The organism is Azospirillum sp. TSH64 (assembly GCF_003116035.1).
Taxonomy (GTDB): Bacteria; Pseudomonadota; Alphaproteobacteria; order Azospirillales; family Azospirillaceae; genus Azospirillum.
In genome coordinates this window covers 4,207,070-4,223,613 of the sequence record NZ_LGQW01000015.1, presented here as the reverse complement: position 1 = coordinate 4,223,613, position 16,544 = coordinate 4,207,070, and the positions used below count along the sequence as shown (strand labels likewise).

Sequence of the window (16,544 nt, the reverse complement as noted above, 5' to 3'; positions counted from 1 at the left end):
GGAATGGGATCAGTGGCTGAGCCATGCCGCCGGAACCATCACCAGCGACGGGAACAGGGTCAGCAGGAAAAGGACGACCAACTGGACGAGCATGAAGGGCCAGACGCCTTTGATGACACCCTCCATGCTGACCTTCGACACGCCGCAGACCACGTTCAGCACGGTGCCGACGGGCGGGGTGATCAAGCCGATGGCGTTGTTGATGATGAACAGCACGCCGAAATAGACGGGATCGATGCCGGCCTGCTTGCACACCGGAACCAGGATCGGAGTCAGGATCAGGATGGTAGGCGTCATGTCCATCGCGGTGCCGATCGCCACCACCAGCGCCATCATCGCCAGCAGCAGCAGGGTCTGGTTGTCCATCAGCGGCTCCAGCAGATCGGTCACCATCCCCGGCAGGTTGGCGACGGTGATCAGCCAGGACGACACCAGCGCCGCTGCGACCAGGAACATGACGACGCTGGTCGTCTTCGCCGCTCCCAGCAGGGCAGGGTAGATGTCGGCGATCGACATCTCGCGATAGACGCAGACGGCGACGAACAGCGAATAGACGGCGGCGACCACGGCGGCCTCGGTCGGAGTGAAGACGCCGAACTTCAGCCCGACGATGATGATCACCGGCAGCATCAGCGCCCACACGCCCTCGCGCAGGATCGCCAGCACCTCGCGCATGGAGCGGCGCGGCGGCGGCGACAGGTTCTCCTTGCGCGACACGTACCACCAGGCGCCGCACAGGCCGATGGCCAGCAGGATGCCGGGGAAGATGCCAGCCAGGAACAGCTTGGTGACCGAGACGTTGCCGGCCACGCCGTAGATGACGAAGCCGATGGAGGGCGGGATGATCGGCGCGATGATGGCACTGGCCGAGACCAGGCCGGCGGACTGGTTGCGGTCATGGCCGGCTGCCACCATCATCGGCACCAGCAGGGTCGCCAGCGCCGCGGCATCGGCCACCGCGGAGCCGGACAGGCTGGCCATCACCGTCGCCGCCAGGATGGCGACATAGCCGAGCCCGCCGCGGATGTGGCCGACCATCGCCATGGCGAGGTTGACGATGCGCTTGGCGAGACCGCCGGTGTTCATGATCTCGCCGGCCAGCATGAAGAAGGGCACGGCCATCAGGGGAAAGCTGTCGGCGCCGTTGATCAGGTTCTGCGCCACGATCTGCGCGTCGAACAGGTCGAGGTGGATCATCAGCGCCACGCCGCACAGCAGCAGCGCATAGGCGATGGGCATCCCAATGGCCATGGCGCCCAGCAGGGAGCCGAGGAAAATGGTGATGGTCATGGTCCGGCGCCCTCAGCGGCTGGAGACGGTGCGGGGAGGCAGCGGCAATGCCTCCGTCCGGTTGGTGCTCTGGTGCGTCCGGTGGCCGCCGGTGTGGGCTCCGTGGGCGGTGGCCTCCGGCAGATCCTCCGATTCAGAGACCATCACGAGATCGTCGTCGGAGATTTTTCCGGTCAGCAGCAGGTACATCTCGTGCAGCAGGATGGCGCCGGTCGACAGTCCGAACACCACGCCGATGCCGTAGAGCAGCCCCATCGACAGGCCGGTGGCCGGTGCCTGCGCGCTCCAATTGATGAGGGTCTGCGTCCAGCTTCCCTGCAGCACCAGCCAGGTGACCCACAGCATCAGGCCGCAGCTGAGCACCGCGCAGACCATCTTGCCGGTCCGCGGCAGGCGGGCCACCAGCGTATCGACGCCGAGATGAGCCCGCTCGCGCAAGCCAAGGATGGCGCCGAGAAAGCACATCCAGACGAAGAACAGGCGCGACATCTCCTCTGATACCGTGATGCCGCTGTTGAAGGCGTAGCGCAGCACGACATTGCCGAACACCAGCACCACCATGCCGGCCATGCACAGCGCCATCAGAATCTTGATGAGGGTGAAATAGGCCTCGACCAGCTGTCTCATGCGGTCCTCCCGGTGCCGGCGCCCCGCCGGCTTATTGTATCGATTGGGGCCAGTATCAGGCGGCGGATCGGCCGGCGTCCATCGACGCGAAATGGGCGCGGATGCGTTCGGCATCGGGGGAAACCCCAGTGAACAGCCGGAAGGCGTCCACCGCCTGGAACACCGCCATGCCGCCGCCATCTAAAGTCCGGCAGCCGATGGACCGCGCGGCGCGCAGCAGCTCGGTTTCCAGCGGGAAATAAACGATCTCCGCCACCCAAAGCCGCGGGTGCAGCATCTCTGCCGGAAGCGGCAGGCCGGGGAACTTCGCCATGCCGGTGGGCGTGGCATGGATCAGCCCGTCCGCCGCCGCCACGGCGGCGCGCAGGCTCTCCCGGTCGGGGATCGCCATGGCCCGTCCGTCGCCGAAGCGCGCGTCGATCTGGTCGGCCAGCGCCGCCGCCCGCGCCGGGTCGGCGTCGAAGATGTCCAGCCGGCCGGTCCCGAGATGGAAGGCGGCGTGGGCGACCGCCGCTCCGGCCCCGCCGGCGCCGAGAAGCACCACCCGGTCCATCGGCGCGCCAGCCAGCCCACGGCGGAAGCCCTCGGCGAAGCCCGAACAGTCGGTGTTGTGGCCGACCCGCCGGCCGTCCTTCAGCACGACAGTGTTGACCGCCCCGATGGCGCGAGCATCGTCCGAAAGCTCGTCCAGCAGCGGAATGATCGCCTGCTTGCACGGGTAGGTGACGTTCAGCCCGGTGTAGCCCATGCGCTCGGCGCCCGACAGCAGTTCCGGCAGGGCATCGGGTCTGAGGCCGAGGCGGTCGAGGTCGATCAGCCGGTAGATGCAGCGCAGGCCGAGCGCGTCGGCCTCCCGCTCGTGCATCGCCGGGGTGCGTGAGGCCTGGATGCCGGCGCCGATCAGGCCGACGAGGACGGAATCGCCGACGGCGGGGGCCGGCCGGGACAAGGCGTTCATTTCGCGGCACTTTCCAGCAGCCGAGCCATGCGCTGGAGGGCCAGCGTGTAGCCCTGGGTGCCGAAGCCGCAGATCACCCCGGCGGCGACGCGCGACACGTAGGAGAAATGACGGAATTCCTCGCGCCGGTGGATGTTGGAGATGTGGACTTCCAGGATGGGGAAGGCGCAGGCCGACAGCGCATCCATCAGCGACACCGAGGTGTGGCTCAGGCCGGCCGGGTTGATGACCAGCCCGGCCATCGTCTCCCGCGCGTCGTGGATCCAGTCGATCAGCACGTGTTCGGCGTTGGATTGCCGGAAATCGACGGCAAGGCCCAGCGCCTCACCGGTGCGGCGGCAGTCGGCCTCGACATCGGCCAATGTCTCATGGCCATAGATGTGTGGCTCGCGCTTGCCCAGCAGATTGAGATTCGGTCCGTTGAGGACGAGGATCGGGCGGCTCATGATTGGGCGTCTCCAAACAAACGCACTGTTTCGTTCATTTTCAGTCGAGATAGAGTTCGGGCCGGGCGCCTTCGCGCAGTTGGGCCTGCACCGCCATGCGCACGGCGGCGTTCACCGCACCGAACTGCCGGTAGCCGCCACGCCGTTCCACCACCTCGAAGAAGAAGCGATCATCGAAGCTGTCGGTGTAGGCGTGCAGGAACTCGCCCTGTTCGTCGCGGTCGTACAGCAGCTCGCGGTCCTTCAGCGTCGCCAGCGTCGCATCGTCCAGCGGGTGCTTGACCGCCAGATCGTCGTAATAGTTGGCGGGGATCGGCAGGAAGGGGGCGCCGGCTGCAAGACGGTTCGTCACCAGCGCCTCGGCATCGGCGGTGGCGAAGGCGATGTGATGGACACCGGCACCGGCGGTGGCGCTGACGAAACGGCCGGTGGCGGTCCGTCGGCTTTCCGAGATGTTCAGCGGCAGCCGCACGCCTCGGCCGGGCTCGGCATCGGGGCTGACCAGCGCCCGGCTGCGGATCAGGCCGTAGGGGTCGGGCAATTCCCACAGGCTTTCCGGCACGAAGCCGAAAACCGCGCGGTAGAACAGCACGAAGCTGTCCATCCGCCCGAAGGGCAGGGCCTGCGCGATGTGGTCGATGCCGAGCAGGGGGGAGCCATGTGGACGCGGTGGGTTGGACTCCTGCCCGGCCGGTTCCTCCGCGAACAGGTGGAAGTCGTCCTCCCAGATGCTGCGGCGGGCTTCCTTGCCGTCGACCAGATAGATCAGTGTGCCGTCGGGGGCCCGCAGCGCCGGGATCTTGCGTTCGCCGTCGCCGACCCGCTCGCGCCACAACACACAGCGCAACGCCTCGGCACGGGCAATGGTGCGAGCGGCGTCATCCACCGTGAAGGCCATGGCGCAGACCGATGGGCCATGCATCTGGAAATGCTCCGATGCCGCAGAGTCCTCCTCGCTGTTCAGCACCAGATTGACGCCGCCCTGGCGGTAGAGGTCGACATCCTTGGAGCGGTGGCGTCCTGCATGCCGGAACCCCAGGCTGCCGAGCAGGGCGGACAGCCGGTCGCGGGACGCCGCATCTACGGCGAATTCGAGGAACTCCACGCCATGGCAGACCGGCGGCGCCGGCAGGCCAGGACCGAAGCCGGCTTCGGCCTCCACATGGATGAGCGACCGCAGCCCGTCGAGAGCGGTCAGGCGGGCCGGGGCGGCGCGGAACTCGTCGTTGAAGATCTCCAGCGACAGCGGACCGCGATAGCCCGATGCCAGCACCGAATCGAGAAAGCGCCGGACCGGCAACTGGCCCTGACCGGGGAAATTGCGGAAATGGCGGCTCCAGGACAGCACGTCCATCGACAGCGCCGGGGCGTCGGCCAGCTGCACGAAGAAGATGCGGTCGCCCGGCAGGTTGGCGATGCCGGACGGGTCGTCGTTCAGGGCCAGCGTGTGGAAGCTGTCGACGATCAGCCCCAGCGCCGGATGGTCGGCGCGCTGCACGATGTCCCAGGCCTGGCGCCAGCGGTTGACATGCCGGCCCCAGGCTAGCGCCTCGTAACCGACACGTAAGCCCCGGCACTGCGCCCGCTCCGCCATTTCGGCGAGATCGGCGGCGGCGCGGGCCGGATCGTCGATGGCGGCGGGCTGGACGTTGGAGCAGACCAGCACGAGGTCGGTGCCCAACTCCTGCATCACGTCGAACTTGCGTTCCGCACGGTCGAGGTTGCGGGCACGGATCGGATCCGGCATCGCCTCGAAATCGCGGAATGGTTGGAAGATGGTGATTTCCAGTCCCAAGCCTTCGGCAATGCGGCGGACATCGGCCGGCGACCCGTCGAATGTTAGCAGGTCGTTCTCGAAAATCTCGACCCCGTCAAATCCGATGGCCGCCGCCGCCTCGAGCTTTTCCGGCAGGGTGCCGCTCAGCGAAACGGTGGCAATCGACTTTTTGAAGGTAAAGGCGCTGGACGGCATGGGAGCCCCTTCGGCAGCGGCATTGTTCGTAGATATCAACAAACGTACCAGTTCGTACATTTTGGCGCAAGACGCTTTGATTGCCAATGATCGGCACATCGAACAACATCGCTGGTTTGGGCGAGCTGGACAAACCGATATCCACCGACTGTGGACATGCGACGTCGCATGACGGCCGGCTCAATTTCCATAACGAAAGTTATGCGTTTTATTCTTGTAAGCGCAATGTCAGAATGTCAGTCCCTCGCAACATAGAACTGTCAGTCTTCCGTCGGATTTGCAACGCTGGCAATAACAAATGGTGACGAGGCCGTCGCTGTGAACGGCCTCGTCGCGTCTGGGAGCAGTTGCCTTTCCCTATCGGGTTTCCGGGTCGGAAAGCCCGGCGTCAGAAGCCGAAGTGGCTGAGACCGGGATGGTCGTCGGGCCGGCGGCCGAGCGGCCAGTGGAACTTGCGGTCGGCCTCGGAGATGGGATGTTCGTTGATGCTGGCATGCCGGGCGCGCATCAGCCCGTCCTCAGCAAATTCCCAATTCTCGTTGCCGTAGGCGCGATACCATTGGCCGCTGTCGTCGCGGTATTCGTAGGCGTAACGCACCGCGATGCGGTTTCCGGCGAAGGCCCAGAGTTCCTTGATCAGCCGGTATTCAAGCTCCTTGTTCCATTTGCGCGTGAGAAAGGCTTGGATCTCGGCGTGACCAGTCGCGAATTCGGCGCGATTGCGCCAGCGGCTGTCCTCGCTATAGGCGAGAGTGACCTTGGCCGGATCTCGGCTGTTCCAGCCATCCTCGGCCAGCCGGACCTTCTCGATGGCGGACTCAGTGGTGAAGGGGGGAAGCGGCGGACGGGACATGGCATGCTCCTTCTTGAAGATGAAACGACACGGGAAAAGGTGGAAGGAAGAGAACGGCGGGACGCGACCCGTGTCAGGCGTGGCCGGTGACAGGCTCACAGGGCGAGTTGGATGCTGTTTTCCTCATCGGGGCCGGTTTCGGCAGGCACGGCGCTGCAAATCAGGACCTCGTCGGGGGCGACGCTGGCACCCGGTTCGCGGATATAGGTCACGGCACCCTTTAGCAGCTTGGTCCGGCAGGTTCCGCAGGTGCCTTCCCGGCAACTGTATTCGGGCTCCAGTCCGCGCGCTTCCGCCAACTCCAGCAACGTGCCGGATGACGGCATCCAGCGATCCTCCTTCAGCGAGGTCATGAAGGCCACAGGCACCGGCTTGCTCGACGGCAGGGGACGGGCCGGCAGGGATGCGGTTCCGACTTCCGCCGTGCGTTGCAAGGACGACGGCCCGAATGCCTCAGCGTGGATCCGCCCGTCGGCGATGTTTCGGTTCCGCAACCCGTCGTAGAGCGCCTGCGTGAATGCCGGCGGTCCGCACAGGTAGAAATCATAGTCGTCGACGGGCAGGAAGCGGGTCAGCAGGGCCATGTCGATGCGGCCGGCCGCCTCATAGTCGACGCCTTCCCTGGCCGTGCCGGGCTCGCTGAGCACGCGGATCCATCTGACGGCACCCTGCCCTGCCGCAAGCTGCGCCGTGTTCACCAGTTCGGCGATCTCCCGCTCGAAAGGACGCTCGGACATCGAACGGGCAGCCTGGATGAGGATGGTCGGCCGCATCCGCTGCTTGCGCAGCCCTTCGTAGACGATGTGGCGCAGCATCGCCAGCAGCGGCGTGATCCCGATGCCGCCGGCCAGCAGGACCGCCGGCCTTGTCCCGTAAGGGTCGATGGTGAAGGCGCCGTCGGGTGCGCGCGCCTCGATGAGGTCGCCGGCTCGGACGCGGTCGTGCAGGTGGCGCGACACCAGCCCTTCCCGCTTGACGCTGATCCGGTAGAGGCCATCCGACGGTGCGGCCGACAGGGTGTAGGTGCGGATGACCGGCTTGTCCGACCCTGGAACCGTCACGCGGATCGGCAGATGCTGACCGGCGGCATGGGGAAGAAGGCCGGCTCCGTCGGCCGGTTGCAGGTGGAAAGAGCGGATCGCCGGGGTTTCATCGACGATCTTCGTCACCCGGTATGGGCGCCAGCGTGTCGCCAACTCGCTGGCCTGCATGCGGGCCGCCGCCTCCGTCCAATCCCCCGTCATCAGCGAACTGGGCGACCAGCCCTCCTTGCGGAACGACCAGCGCAGCGCCAGTGCTCCGGCCCGGCGCAGGATGCGGCGCGGCTTGAAGGTCCACAGCCGCTCGGCCCCCTGGAAGGCTGCAATCTCGGGCGATTCCAGGATCACCTCGGCATCGCCGGTCATTTGCAGCATGTCGCCGCTGCCGTAATCGACGAAGACGAGCCCGGCCTTGCCGTTGAGAACGATGTTCCCGAGGGTCGAGAAGAAGAGGTTGCCGTTGAAGTCGGGCACCGTGAGGGTGCCGTCTTCCGCGACCCGGACGAAACCCGCCTTGCCGCCGCGATGGGAGACGTCGACCTGACGGCGCTCGGCCCGGTCCGCATAGGTGGCCACGAAGAAGGCATCGGCCTCCCCGATCATGGCCCGCGCCTGTTCGTCCAACTGCGGCAGGACCTCCACCACGCCGGTGAACGGTTCCGCCGGATCCCGCGCATAATCGACATCGCGAAGCTGGATGTAGCGGGGACAGTTCCCGAAGCTCTGGTCGACATCGACCCGAAAACCGGAACCGATGGCGGTGACGAGTCCGTTCATGCGGTTGCGGCGCCGGGTGTGCATCTCGATGCCCAGAAGGCCGACGGGATCGCCGTCCCGCATGCCCTCCCCCGCCGGATCGCCGGGATCGGCATGGGCGGCGATGTCGAGCCTCGTCGGCGTCGGCGACGACAGGAAGCCTGGCTTGCCGACGAGAAGCGTTGCCCATGCATCGCCGGCAGGGTCGACGCTGCCCAGCACGATGAAGGGTAGTTGGGCATAGAAGTCGCGATGCTGGTCGGGCATGTGGTCGCGGATCACGCGCTGACCGACGGCCTCCATCCGTTCGGCCACCCCCAGCTTCCGCTGGATGAACGTCTCACCCTCATGCCAGGGCGGCAGTGTCTTCAGTGTCGCGGTCATGGTCGGTGTCCCATGGTGGGGGCGGTCGGATGGAGTGTCCAGAGGCGGGATGTGGCCGTGGGGTTAGCGCCCCGGCTCCCCCGATGGATCAGGCAGCCAGCCCGACCCGCGTCTTTACGAAGGGAACAAAGCCCGGCAGTTGCTCGATGCGGCCGAGGAACGCCGTGACGGAGGGGTAGCCGGAGAGATCGACGTTGCCTTCCGGCGCCTGGGCGACGTAGCTGTAGATCGCGACGTCCGCGATTGTCGGGTGATCGCCGACCAGCCAGTCCTGCGCACTCAGGTGGCTTTCGAGCCGGGCCAGCAGGGTATGCGCCCGGCCGATGACCTCGTCGGCGTTGAAGGCCGCCCCGAACACCGTGATGAGCCGAGCGGCCGCCGGGCCGTAGGCCACCTCTCCGGCCGCCACGGAAAGCCAGCGCTGAACCGCCGCCGCACCGGCGGCATCTTCCGGCAGCCAGTCACCCCGCCCTGCCCGCTTGGCGAGATAGACCAGGATCGCATTGGAGTCGGCGACGATGACGCCCGCATCGTCCAGGACCGGCACTTGTCCGAAGGGGTTGAGCTTCAGGAAGTCGGGGCTCTTGTGCGCACCGGCCTTGAGGTCGACCTCCACCAGCTCATGCGGCAGGCCGAGAAGCGAGACGAGCAGACGTGCGCGATGCGAGTGGCCCGACAGGGGATGATGATACAGCTTCATGTCCAGCTCCGGTGATCTGCCGGACGGGGGCATTCCCGTTCCGCATCACCAGAGTGCTGGATCATCGCCGCTGAGAGAATGCCCGGCTTACGCAGTTCATTCTTGCCTGAAATGAAATAATCGCCGGCTCGACCCGCTGCCGCGAGCGTTCTTTCACGGGCGGAGCGATGCCGTCAGGCGGCATTCGCCAGTTCGGGAGCGAGACGGCGTGCGTCGGCGATCAGCGCCGCAGTCAGCGGCGGCTGCGGATCGCGCCTGCACACCACAAGGCCGATCAGGGTCGACAGTTCCGGCGCCACGATGGGGATGGCGCGGATCGATGGGGGAAGCAGCAGCGAATCCGCCATGATCCGCGGCATGATCGTCGACCACACGCCGGTGCAGAGATGGTTGGTCAGCACGACGATGGAATTGGATTCGAGCATCGGTTCGGCATGCACTCCCGCCTCGGCGAAGGCGCGGTCGATGATCCGCCGGTTCTGCATGGTGGTGTTCAACAGGCAGAGGGGCAGTGTCGCCGCCTCTTCCCAGGTCACGCTGTCGCGCGTGCCGAACGGGCTGTCCGCCGAGGTGATCAAATGGTAGCGCTCGTGATAGAGTGGCACCTCGTCGACATTGCCGAGCGGTTCGTTGTCGAGATAGGTGATCCCGGCTTCCGCCTCCAGATTTTCCAGTCTGGACAGGATCTCGGTGGAGCTGTGGGAAGCGATGGTGATCTTGATGCCGGGATGCATCGACCAGACGGTGGCGGTCAGCCGCTGGACCATCGGCAGCGCCGTCGGCACCACCACCAACCGCAGCGTGCCGGTCAGCCCCTGCTTCATCGTCTCGACATCAGCGCGCATCGCCTTGTAGTCGCCGACGATGCGCCGGGCCCACTCCAGCACCCGTTCCCCTTCCGGGGTGAAGCCGATGAAGCGTGCGCCGCGGTCGACCAGCGGCACGCCCATGGTCGATTCCAGCTGCTTGATCGCGGCGGACAGATTGGGCTGCGACACCCCGCAGACCTGTGCCGCGCGGCCGAAATGCTTTTCGGTCGCCAGCGCGATCAGAAATTCGAGTTTTTCCTGCATGCCGGGTCTCCTCCCACCACGTCTTGCGCAGCGTGGATCGGGAACGTATCGATCACGACCCGAGCAACATCATTGATACCGATCACGTGTCCGCGTCTCCGCGCGGGCTGCCGCAGCGGCAATGCGACGCATCGTAGGCTCACGAAGCTTTATCCTCACGACACCTCCATCTCGACGAGCCGGAACGCCTCGCCCGGCGGACGGTCGATCCGCAGATCGGCCCCCTCCAGGAAGGTGTCGCGGCTGAGCAGGTCGAAGGCATGGCGCAAGGCATCGGGCTGCACCCGGCTGGCGCAACCGACCGACACGGTGACGCGCACCACCCGGTCGAAGGGGTTGGCCTCGCGCGCCCTCATCGCCTGTTCAAGCAGCGATTGGCACAGAGCGATCTCATGCATGGGAGGAGTCCTTCAGAACAGGACAACTCTCTCCTCCCCCTGGGGGAGAAGAGAGTTGTGTGCAATCCCGCCAGCTTTACGCGTAGGCAGGTGCCTTCTTCGCCGCACCGGTCACCGCATTGCTGAGGCCGCCCTTCAGCTTCGCGTATTCCTGCTGGACGTAATTCTCCGCCCAGATCTGATCGGCAATCGCCTCGACCCGGACGGCGGCGTATTTGTATTCCGGCGTCTTGGCGATGGGATCGACGGCGTGGATGGTCAGCTCGTTGCAGGCGCCGATCCACCACTGGTAGGTCATGTAGACGGCCCCCTTGTTGGTGCGGTCGGTGACGCTGGCGCGGGTGATGACCTTGCCGCGGCGCGACGACACCCAGACCAGCTCCTGGTCACGGATGCCCAGGGCCTTGGCGTCCTTCGGGTTGATGGTGACATAGCCCGGCTCGTCGGCCAGCGTCTGCAGGGCGGCGCAGTTGCCAGTCATCGACCGGCAGGAGTAATGGCCGACCTCGCGCACCGTGCAGAGGATCAGCGGGAACTCCTCGGTCAACTGGTCCTGCGGCGGGCGCCATTCAGTGGCGAACAGCAGGCCCTTGCCGCCCGGCCGCTGGAAGACGTTGCCCTCATAGAGATACTTTGAGCCGGCCGAGTCGAGGTCGCGGCACGGCCAGGGAACCGCCCCCAGCCCCTCCATCTTCTCGTAGGTGACGCCATAGAAGATCGGGCACAACTCGCGCAGCTCGTCCCAGATCTCCTTGGTGTTGTTGTAATGCATGGGATAGCCCATCGCGGTGGCGAGCAGGCTGATGATCTCCCAGTCGTGCTTGACGTCGCCCTTGGCGTCCACCGCCTTGGTGAAACGCTGGAAGCTGCGGTCGGCGGCGCTGAACACGCCCTCATGCTCGCCCCAGGAGGTCGCCGGCAGGATCAGGTCGGCGAACATCGCCGTCTTCGTCATGAAGATGTCCTGGACGATGACGAACTCCATCGCCTCGAAGCCCTTGCGCACCTGGGTCAGGTCCGGCTCGGTCTGGGCCGGATCCTCGCCCATCACATACATCGCCTTCAGCTTGCCGGTCTCCGCCAGATGCGGCACGTCGGTCAGGCGGTAGCCGATCTCGCCGGGCAGCGAGTCGACACCCCAGGCCTTGGCGAACTTCTCGCGGATCTCCGGGTCGGTAACCTTCTGGTAGCCGGGGAACTCGGTCGGCAGCACGCCCATGTCGCAACTGCCCTGGACGTTGTTCTGGCCGCGCACCGGGCCGACGCCGACATTCGGACGGCCGAGATTGCCGGTAAGCAGCGCCAGCCCCGACAGCCCCTTCACCACATCGACGCCCTGGCTCCACTGGGTGACGCCCATGCCCCACAGGATTGTGGCGGAGGGTGCCGCGGCATAGATGCGCATCGCCTCGCGGATGTCGTCGGCAGGCAGGCCGGTGATGGCCGCGGCATATTCGGGGGTGTATTTGTCGACGATCTTCTTGTACTCGTCGAAGCCTTCCGTGTGGCTGGCGACATATTCCTTGTTGTAGAGCCCTTCATTGATCAGGACATTGGCGAAGGCATTGACCAGCGCCATGTTGGAACCGTTGTTCAGCGGCAGCCACAGATCGGCCAGACGCGCCGTCTCGATCTTGCGCGGATCGCAGACGATGATCTTGGCGCCGCGCTCCTTCGCCTTGATGATGCGCTTGGCGATCACCGGATGGCTGTCGGCAACGTTGTAGCCGAAGACCAGGACGCATTTGGTGTGCTCGATCTCGGGGATCGAGTTGCTCATGGCGCCGTTGCCCAGCGTCACCTGCAATCCGGCGACCGACGGGCCGTGGCAGACGCGCGCGCAGTTGTCGACATTGTTGGTGCCGAGGACCGCGCGGGTGAATTTCTGCATCACATAGTTGGTCTCGTTGCCGGTGCCGCGCGACGAGCCGGTGGTCATGATCGAATCGGGGCCGTATTTGGCCTTGATCTCGCCCAGCTTCTTCGCCGCGTACTGGATCGCCTCGTCCCACGACACCGCCTCGAACGCGGCATCGCGCGAGCGGCGCAGCATCGGGTTGCGCAGGCGCGGCGTCAGCAGCTTGGTGTCGTTGATGAAGTCGTAGCCGAAATAGCCCTTGAGGCAGAGCTCTCCTTCGTTGGTGACGCCGTTGAGGGGTTCGGCACCGACGACCTTCCCGCCCTCGACCAGCAGATTCAGTTTGCAGCCCGTACCGCAGTAGGGGCAGACCGCCATATGCTTTTCCATCTCGACCTCGGTGTTCGCTCGATTGTGCCGGCTGTGCGCCGGCCGCGTTGATGGGGTGGTGACCGTGGATCAGGCCGCGACTTCGGCGGCTTCCAGCGCGGCGCGCTCGCGCCGGCGGCGCAGGGTCTCGTCCATCGCCTCCCGGTCCATCAGGGTCAGGGCGCTGGTGGGGCAGACCGACACGCAGGCCGGGCCGGCGTCGCCGCGCTCGATGCAAAGGTCGCATTTGTGCGCCTGCGCCTTGACGCCCAGACTGAGCGTCATGCCGGCGAATTGCCGGACCGCCGGCACCGTCACCACGTCCATGACGCCGAACGGACAGGCCAGCACGCAGTTCTTGCAGCCCAGGCAGCGCTCCTGCTCCACCTGCACGCTGTGCTGGCGGTAGACGATGGCGTTGTTCGGGCAGGCGTTGACGCAGGGCGCGTCCTCGCAATGGTGGCACATCACCGCAGTGCTAACGTCGGCCGTCTTCACCATGCGGATGCGCGGCTTGAAGCTTCCCGGCGCCAGTCCTTCGACGCCGGCTCCTTCGGAATGGGCAAGCGCGCAGGCGATCTCGCATGTGCGGCAACCGATGCACTTGCTCGGGTTGGCAGTGACGAATTTGTTCATTCCCGTCGTCCTTGTTGGCAGCCGGAGGGGGCCGTCGGACGGAGCCGCCCCGGCATCGCTACACTGTTCCCTGGCGTTACGCGCCGGTTGGCCGCTGCGGGCACCGGTGGCTTCACGTCCGATTGAAATCGCTTATCGCCCGATATTTAAAAGTAATCGATGCCGATAAGCCGATCCTATCGAGTATCCTGTCTTTTTTATCAGAGTTCACCGGATGTCTTTTGCCAAACAAAACACCCACAGACCCCCGGTCTTTGTGTCGCGCACCTTATACCCACTTTTTTTATGTGTCTAGTTGACATCACGTCAGCCACAGGAATAGCGTGAGCAAGTCAACAGTGACCGCACAAGCGGTCTCCATTTTGACAAAGATTCGCAACAGCTGGCTCTCCTTCCGCCACACCGTCCGTGACAACAGGCGGCGTGGGGGCGTGCGCGAGCCAATACTGTCTTCTTATTGGGCGATCAGCTTTTCTTATCGGGCTTTCCCTGTTGCCGGGCTTTGCCAAGGAACTCCTGATCGACCGATTCGACGCACCCGCCCGGGAAGCCGGAGGTTTGGACATGAATCGCTTCGTTATCGCGGAACCGAGAAAATGCATCGGGTGCAACACCTGCATGGCGGCCTGCACCGAGGCACACAAGAAACAGGGGCTGCAGGCGCATCCCCGGCTGACCGTCATGCGGATCGGCGACGACACTGGCCCCGTCCTCTGCCACCAGTGCGAGGACGCTCCCTGTGCCCGCGTCTGTCCGGTCAACGCCATCACCCATGCCGCCGACAGCATCCTGCTGGATGAGCAGGCCTGCATCGGCTGCAAGATGTGCGCGCTGGCCTGCCCGTTCGGCGCCATCACGCCCAGCGGCACCGGGATCGCCGGGGTTGCCGGCATCGCCGTGGCGACGCCCAGCCACTCGGCGGCACTCGATCCGCTGCTGGCCTGGGACATCGGCGTGCGCAGCGTGGCGGTGAAATGCGACCTTTGCGCCTTCTCCGGCGATGGCCCGGCCTGCGTGCGCGTGTGCCCGACCGCCGCCCTTTACGCGGCAGACGCCGATACCACCCGCCAGGCTGCCGCCGTCAAGCGCACGCTGGCCGCGGCGGCACCGGTCAGTCATGAAACGCCGCTCGCCTCGCTGGAGGGGCTGGACCCATGATTCCACTCTCCCTGCTCATCATGTCGCTGCTGCTGTCCTGCGGCGGCGCCATCCTCTGCCTCCTCCTGAAGCATCGGGAGGGGGACATCCGTCTTGGCGGCAGCGGCGTCGGCATCGCCGCGGCACTCGCCGGGCTCGGCGCCGGTCTGACGGCCATCGGCGCCGGCCAGCCGGCCGTGCTCGACGCCGCCGGCCCCTACCCCTTCGCCCATTTCGTCCTGCGGCTCGACCCGCTGGCGGGGCTGATGATCGCGGTCATCTCGCTCTTGTCGCTGGTCGCCTGGATCTACGGCTTCGCCTATGTGCGCGAATATGCCGGGCGCGGCGTCGGGGCGATGGGCTTCTTCATGAACGCCTTCATCGTCTCGATGATGCTGGTGGTGGCGGCCGACAACGGCTTCTGGTTCCTCATCTTCTTCGAGATGATGTCGCTGGCCTCCTATTTCCTGGTCATCTTCGACCAGGACGACGAGGCAGTGGGCGCCGGCTTCCTCTATTTCCTGGTCGCCCATGGCGGCTCGGTGCTGATCATGGCCGCCTTCTTCCTGATGGCGAACCAGGCCGGCAGCTTCGATTTCGCCGCCTTCCGCGCCCATCCGCTGCCGGCCCCGCTGGACAGCGTCGCCTTCCTGCTGGCCTTCATCGGCTTCGGCGCCAAGGCCGGCATGATCCCGCTGCACATCTGGCTGCCGCGCGCCCATCCGGCCGCCCCGTCGCACGCCTCGGCGCTGATGTCGGGCGTGATGATCAAGATCGGCGTCTTCGGCATCGTCAAGGTCGGCATCGACCTGCTGGGCGCCAGCGCCGGGCCGGCGATGCTGGGCTGGGGCCTGCTGGCGCTGGCCTTCGGCGCGGTGTCGTCGGTGCTGGGCGTCGTCTATGCGCTCGCCGAGCACGACATCAAGAAGCTGCTCGCCTACCACTCGGTCGAGAATATCGGCATCATCCTGCTGGGTGTGGGCACCGGCATGATCGGCATGGCGCTGCACCAGCCGGTGCTGGCGGTGCTGGGCCTGATGGCCGGCCTCTATCACCTGCTGAACCATGCGGTGTTCAAGGGCCTGCTGTTCCTCGGCGCCGGTTCCACCATCTTCCGCACGCACACCAAGGACATGGAGGAGATGGGCGGGCTGGCCCGCAACATGCCCTGGACCGCCCTGTCCTTCCTGGTCGGTGCGCTGGCCATCTCGGCGATCCCGCCGCTGAACGGCTTCGTGTCTGAATGGTACACCTACCAAGCGCTGTTCGCCGCGGCGCTGGACGGCACCCCGCTGGTGAAGTTCGCCGCCCCCATCGCCGCCGTCATGCTGGCGCTGACCGGCGCGTTGGCGGTGATGTGCTTCGTCAAGGCCTACGGCATCATGTTCGCCGGGGCACCGCGCAGCCATCATGCGGAAGAGGCGCGCGAGGCGCCGGCCGCGATGGTCGCCGGCATGGCGGTGCTGGCCGTCGCCTGCGTGGCACTCGGCCTGCTGGCCCCGCTGGTGGCGCCGGTGATGGGCCGCATTGCGGCGGCGACCATCGGCACCGCTCCGGTGACGCTGGCGGTCGGCGCCACCCTGCTGCCGGGCGATGCCCAACAGGCGACGCTGTCCACCCCACTGATCGCCATCCTGCTGATCGCCATGGCCTTCCTGCCCATCGGGCTGAAGGCGGTCTTCGCCGCCAAGCGCGGTGGCGACCGCAAGGTGGCGGCCCCCTGGGCGGCCGGCTATCTGCCGGACCAGCACATGTCCGCCAGCGCCGGCGGCTTCGCCCAGCCGATCCGCATGTTCTTCGCCCCGCTCTACACCATGCGCCAAGCGATTGCCGGACGCTGGACCGGCATCGCCCACGGCTTCGAGCGGGTGGTCACGCTGGCGCGGCGCACCGAACCGCTGGCCGACCGCAGCGTCATCGCCCCGATCGCCGGTGCGGTCGATGCCAGCGGCAAGTGGCTGCAGATCATCCAGGCCGGCGATTTCCGCATCTACTGCCTCTACATCGTCGCGGCGCTGATCGCGCTGCTGGCGCTGGCCGTCTGACG

At 66.1% G+C, this 16,544-nt stretch carries 14 protein-coding genes; 2 read left to right on the top strand and 12 right to left on the bottom strand.

The window, feature by feature from the left end:
• Window positions 1-9 precede the first annotated feature (9 nt).
• The 12 genes from TSH64_RS20525 to TSH64_RS20470 form a co-directional block, all read right to left on the bottom strand.
• Entirely contained in the window at window positions 10-1,290 is a 1,281-nt protein-coding gene (locus TSH64_RS20525) for a TRAP transporter large permease subunit (protein WP_109447777.1), read from the bottom strand.
• A gap of 12 nt (window positions 1,291-1,302) precedes the next feature.
• A complete protein-coding gene (locus tag TSH64_RS20520; RefSeq protein WP_109447775.1) occupies window positions 1,303-1,917 on the bottom strand; it encodes a TRAP transporter small permease in 615 nt (204 codons plus the stop codon).
• A gap of 55 nt (window positions 1,918-1,972) precedes the next feature.
• Window positions 1,973-2,875 carry a shikimate dehydrogenase gene (locus TSH64_RS20515; RefSeq protein ID WP_109447773.1) on the bottom strand — a complete coding sequence of 301 codons (903 nt, stop codon included), beginning with the start codon at window positions 2,873-2,875 and terminating at the stop codon, window positions 1,973-1,975.
• Window positions 2,872-3,321 carry a type II 3-dehydroquinate dehydratase gene (gene aroQ / locus TSH64_RS20510; protein WP_109447771.1) on the bottom strand — a complete coding sequence of 150 codons (450 nt, stop codon included), beginning with the start codon at window positions 3,319-3,321 and terminating at the stop codon, window positions 2,872-2,874. Before aroQ ends, TSH64_RS20515 begins: the two co-directional genes overlap by 4 nt.
• 40 nt (window positions 3,322-3,361) lie before the next feature.
• On the bottom strand, window positions 3,362-5,293 hold the full coding sequence (locus tag TSH64_RS20505) for a sugar phosphate isomerase/epimerase and 4-hydroxyphenylpyruvate domain-containing protein (RefSeq protein ID WP_109447769.1): 1,932 nt from the start codon (window positions 5,291-5,293) through the stop codon (window positions 3,362-3,364).
• Window positions 5,294-5,681: 388 nt separating this feature from the next.
• Window positions 5,682-6,146: a DUF1348 family protein gene (locus TSH64_RS20500; protein ID WP_109447767.1), complete on the bottom strand. Its 465-nt coding sequence runs from the start codon at window positions 6,144-6,146 to the stop codon at window positions 5,682-5,684.
• A gap of 95 nt (window positions 6,147-6,241) precedes the next feature.
• Window positions 6,242-8,326, bottom strand: coding sequence for a pyridoxamine 5'-phosphate oxidase family protein (locus TSH64_RS20495; RefSeq protein WP_109447765.1), 2,085 nt, complete (start codon window positions 8,324-8,326; stop codon window positions 6,242-6,244).
• Between the two features lie 88 nt (window positions 8,327-8,414).
• On the bottom strand, window positions 8,415-9,026 hold the full coding sequence (locus tag TSH64_RS20490; protein WP_109447763.1) for a glutathione S-transferase: 612 nt from the start codon (window positions 9,024-9,026) through the stop codon (window positions 8,415-8,417).
• A 173-nt stretch (window positions 9,027-9,199) separates the two neighbouring features.
• Window positions 9,200-10,099: a LysR family transcriptional regulator gene (locus TSH64_RS20485; protein ID WP_109447761.1), complete on the bottom strand. Its 900-nt coding sequence runs from the start codon at window positions 10,097-10,099 to the stop codon at window positions 9,200-9,202.
• 155 nt (window positions 10,100-10,254) lie between these two features.
• Window positions 10,255-10,497 carry a hydrogenase maturation nickel metallochaperone HypA gene (locus TSH64_RS20480; protein WP_109447759.1) on the bottom strand — a complete coding sequence of 81 codons (243 nt, stop codon included), beginning with the start codon at window positions 10,495-10,497 and terminating at the stop codon, window positions 10,255-10,257.
• A gap of 76 nt (window positions 10,498-10,573) precedes the next feature.
• Complete coding sequence (gene fdhF, locus TSH64_RS20475; protein ID WP_109447757.1) at window positions 10,574-12,745, bottom strand: formate dehydrogenase subunit alpha; 2,172 nt, start codon at window positions 12,743-12,745, stop codon at window positions 10,574-10,576.
• 69 nt (window positions 12,746-12,814) lie between these two features.
• Entirely contained in the window at window positions 12,815-13,360 is a 546-nt protein-coding gene (locus TSH64_RS20470) for a 4Fe-4S dicluster domain-containing protein (protein ID WP_109447754.1), read from the bottom strand.
• Window positions 13,361-13,924: 564 nt separating this feature from the next.
• Between TSH64_RS20470 and TSH64_RS20465 the strand changes: the two genes are divergently transcribed.
• A complete protein-coding gene (locus TSH64_RS20465) occupies window positions 13,925-14,518 on the top strand; it encodes a 4Fe-4S dicluster domain-containing protein (protein WP_109452866.1) in 594 nt (197 codons plus the stop codon).
• Window positions 14,515-16,542 carry a hydrogenase 4 subunit B gene (gene hyfB, locus TSH64_RS20460; RefSeq protein ID WP_109447752.1) on the top strand — a complete coding sequence of 676 codons (2,028 nt, stop codon included), beginning with the start codon at window positions 14,515-14,517 and terminating at the stop codon, window positions 16,540-16,542. Before TSH64_RS20465 ends, hyfB begins: the two co-directional genes overlap by 4 nt.
• Window positions 16,543-16,544 lie beyond the last annotated feature (2 nt).

What these genes read in the sequence shown, in the direction of transcription:
- TSH64_RS20470 (WP_109447754.1), bottom strand. Translation starts at nt 13,360, where the DNA reads ATGAACAAATTCGTCACTGCCAACCCGAGCAAGTGCATCGGTTGCCGC.
- TSH64_RS20505 (WP_109447769.1), bottom strand. Translation starts at nt 5,293, where the DNA reads ATGCCGTCCAGCGCCTTTACCTTCAAAAAGTCGATTGCCACCGTTTCG.
- TSH64_RS20490 (WP_109447763.1), bottom strand. Translation starts at nt 9,026, where the DNA reads ATGAAGCTGTATCATCATCCCCTGTCGGGCCACTCGCATCGCGCACGT.
- hyfB (WP_109447752.1), top strand. Translation starts at nt 14,515, where the DNA reads ATGATTCCACTCTCCCTGCTCATCATGTCGCTGCTGCTGTCCTGCGGC.
- TSH64_RS20525 (WP_109447777.1), bottom strand. Translation starts at nt 1,290, where the DNA reads ATGACCATCACCATTTTCCTCGGCTCCCTGCTGGGCGCCATGGCCATT.
- TSH64_RS20520 (WP_109447775.1), bottom strand. Translation starts at nt 1,917, where the DNA reads ATGAGACAGCTGGTCGAGGCCTATTTCACCCTCATCAAGATTCTGATG.
- TSH64_RS20480 (WP_109447759.1), bottom strand. Translation starts at nt 10,497, where the DNA reads ATGCATGAGATCGCTCTGTGCCAATCGCTGCTTGAACAGGCGATGAGG.
- TSH64_RS20465 (WP_109452866.1), top strand. Translation starts at nt 13,925, where the DNA reads ATGAATCGCTTCGTTATCGCGGAACCGAGAAAATGCATCGGGTGCAAC.
- TSH64_RS20515 (WP_109447773.1), bottom strand. Translation starts at nt 2,875, where the DNA reads ATGAACGCCTTGTCCCGGCCGGCCCCCGCCGTCGGCGATTCCGTCCTC.
- fdhF (WP_109447757.1), bottom strand. Translation starts at nt 12,745, where the DNA reads ATGGAAAAGCATATGGCGGTCTGCCCCTACTGCGGTACGGGCTGCAAA.
- aroQ (WP_109447771.1), bottom strand. Translation starts at nt 3,321, where the DNA reads ATGAGCCGCCCGATCCTCGTCCTCAACGGACCGAATCTCAATCTGCTG.
- TSH64_RS20485 (WP_109447761.1), bottom strand. Translation starts at nt 10,099, where the DNA reads ATGCAGGAAAAACTCGAATTTCTGATCGCGCTGGCGACCGAAAAGCAT.
- TSH64_RS20495 (WP_109447765.1), bottom strand. Translation starts at nt 8,326, where the DNA reads ATGACCGCGACACTGAAGACACTGCCGCCCTGGCATGAGGGTGAGACG.
- TSH64_RS20500 (WP_109447767.1), bottom strand. Translation starts at nt 6,146, where the DNA reads ATGTCCCGTCCGCCGCTTCCCCCCTTCACCACTGAGTCCGCCATCGAG.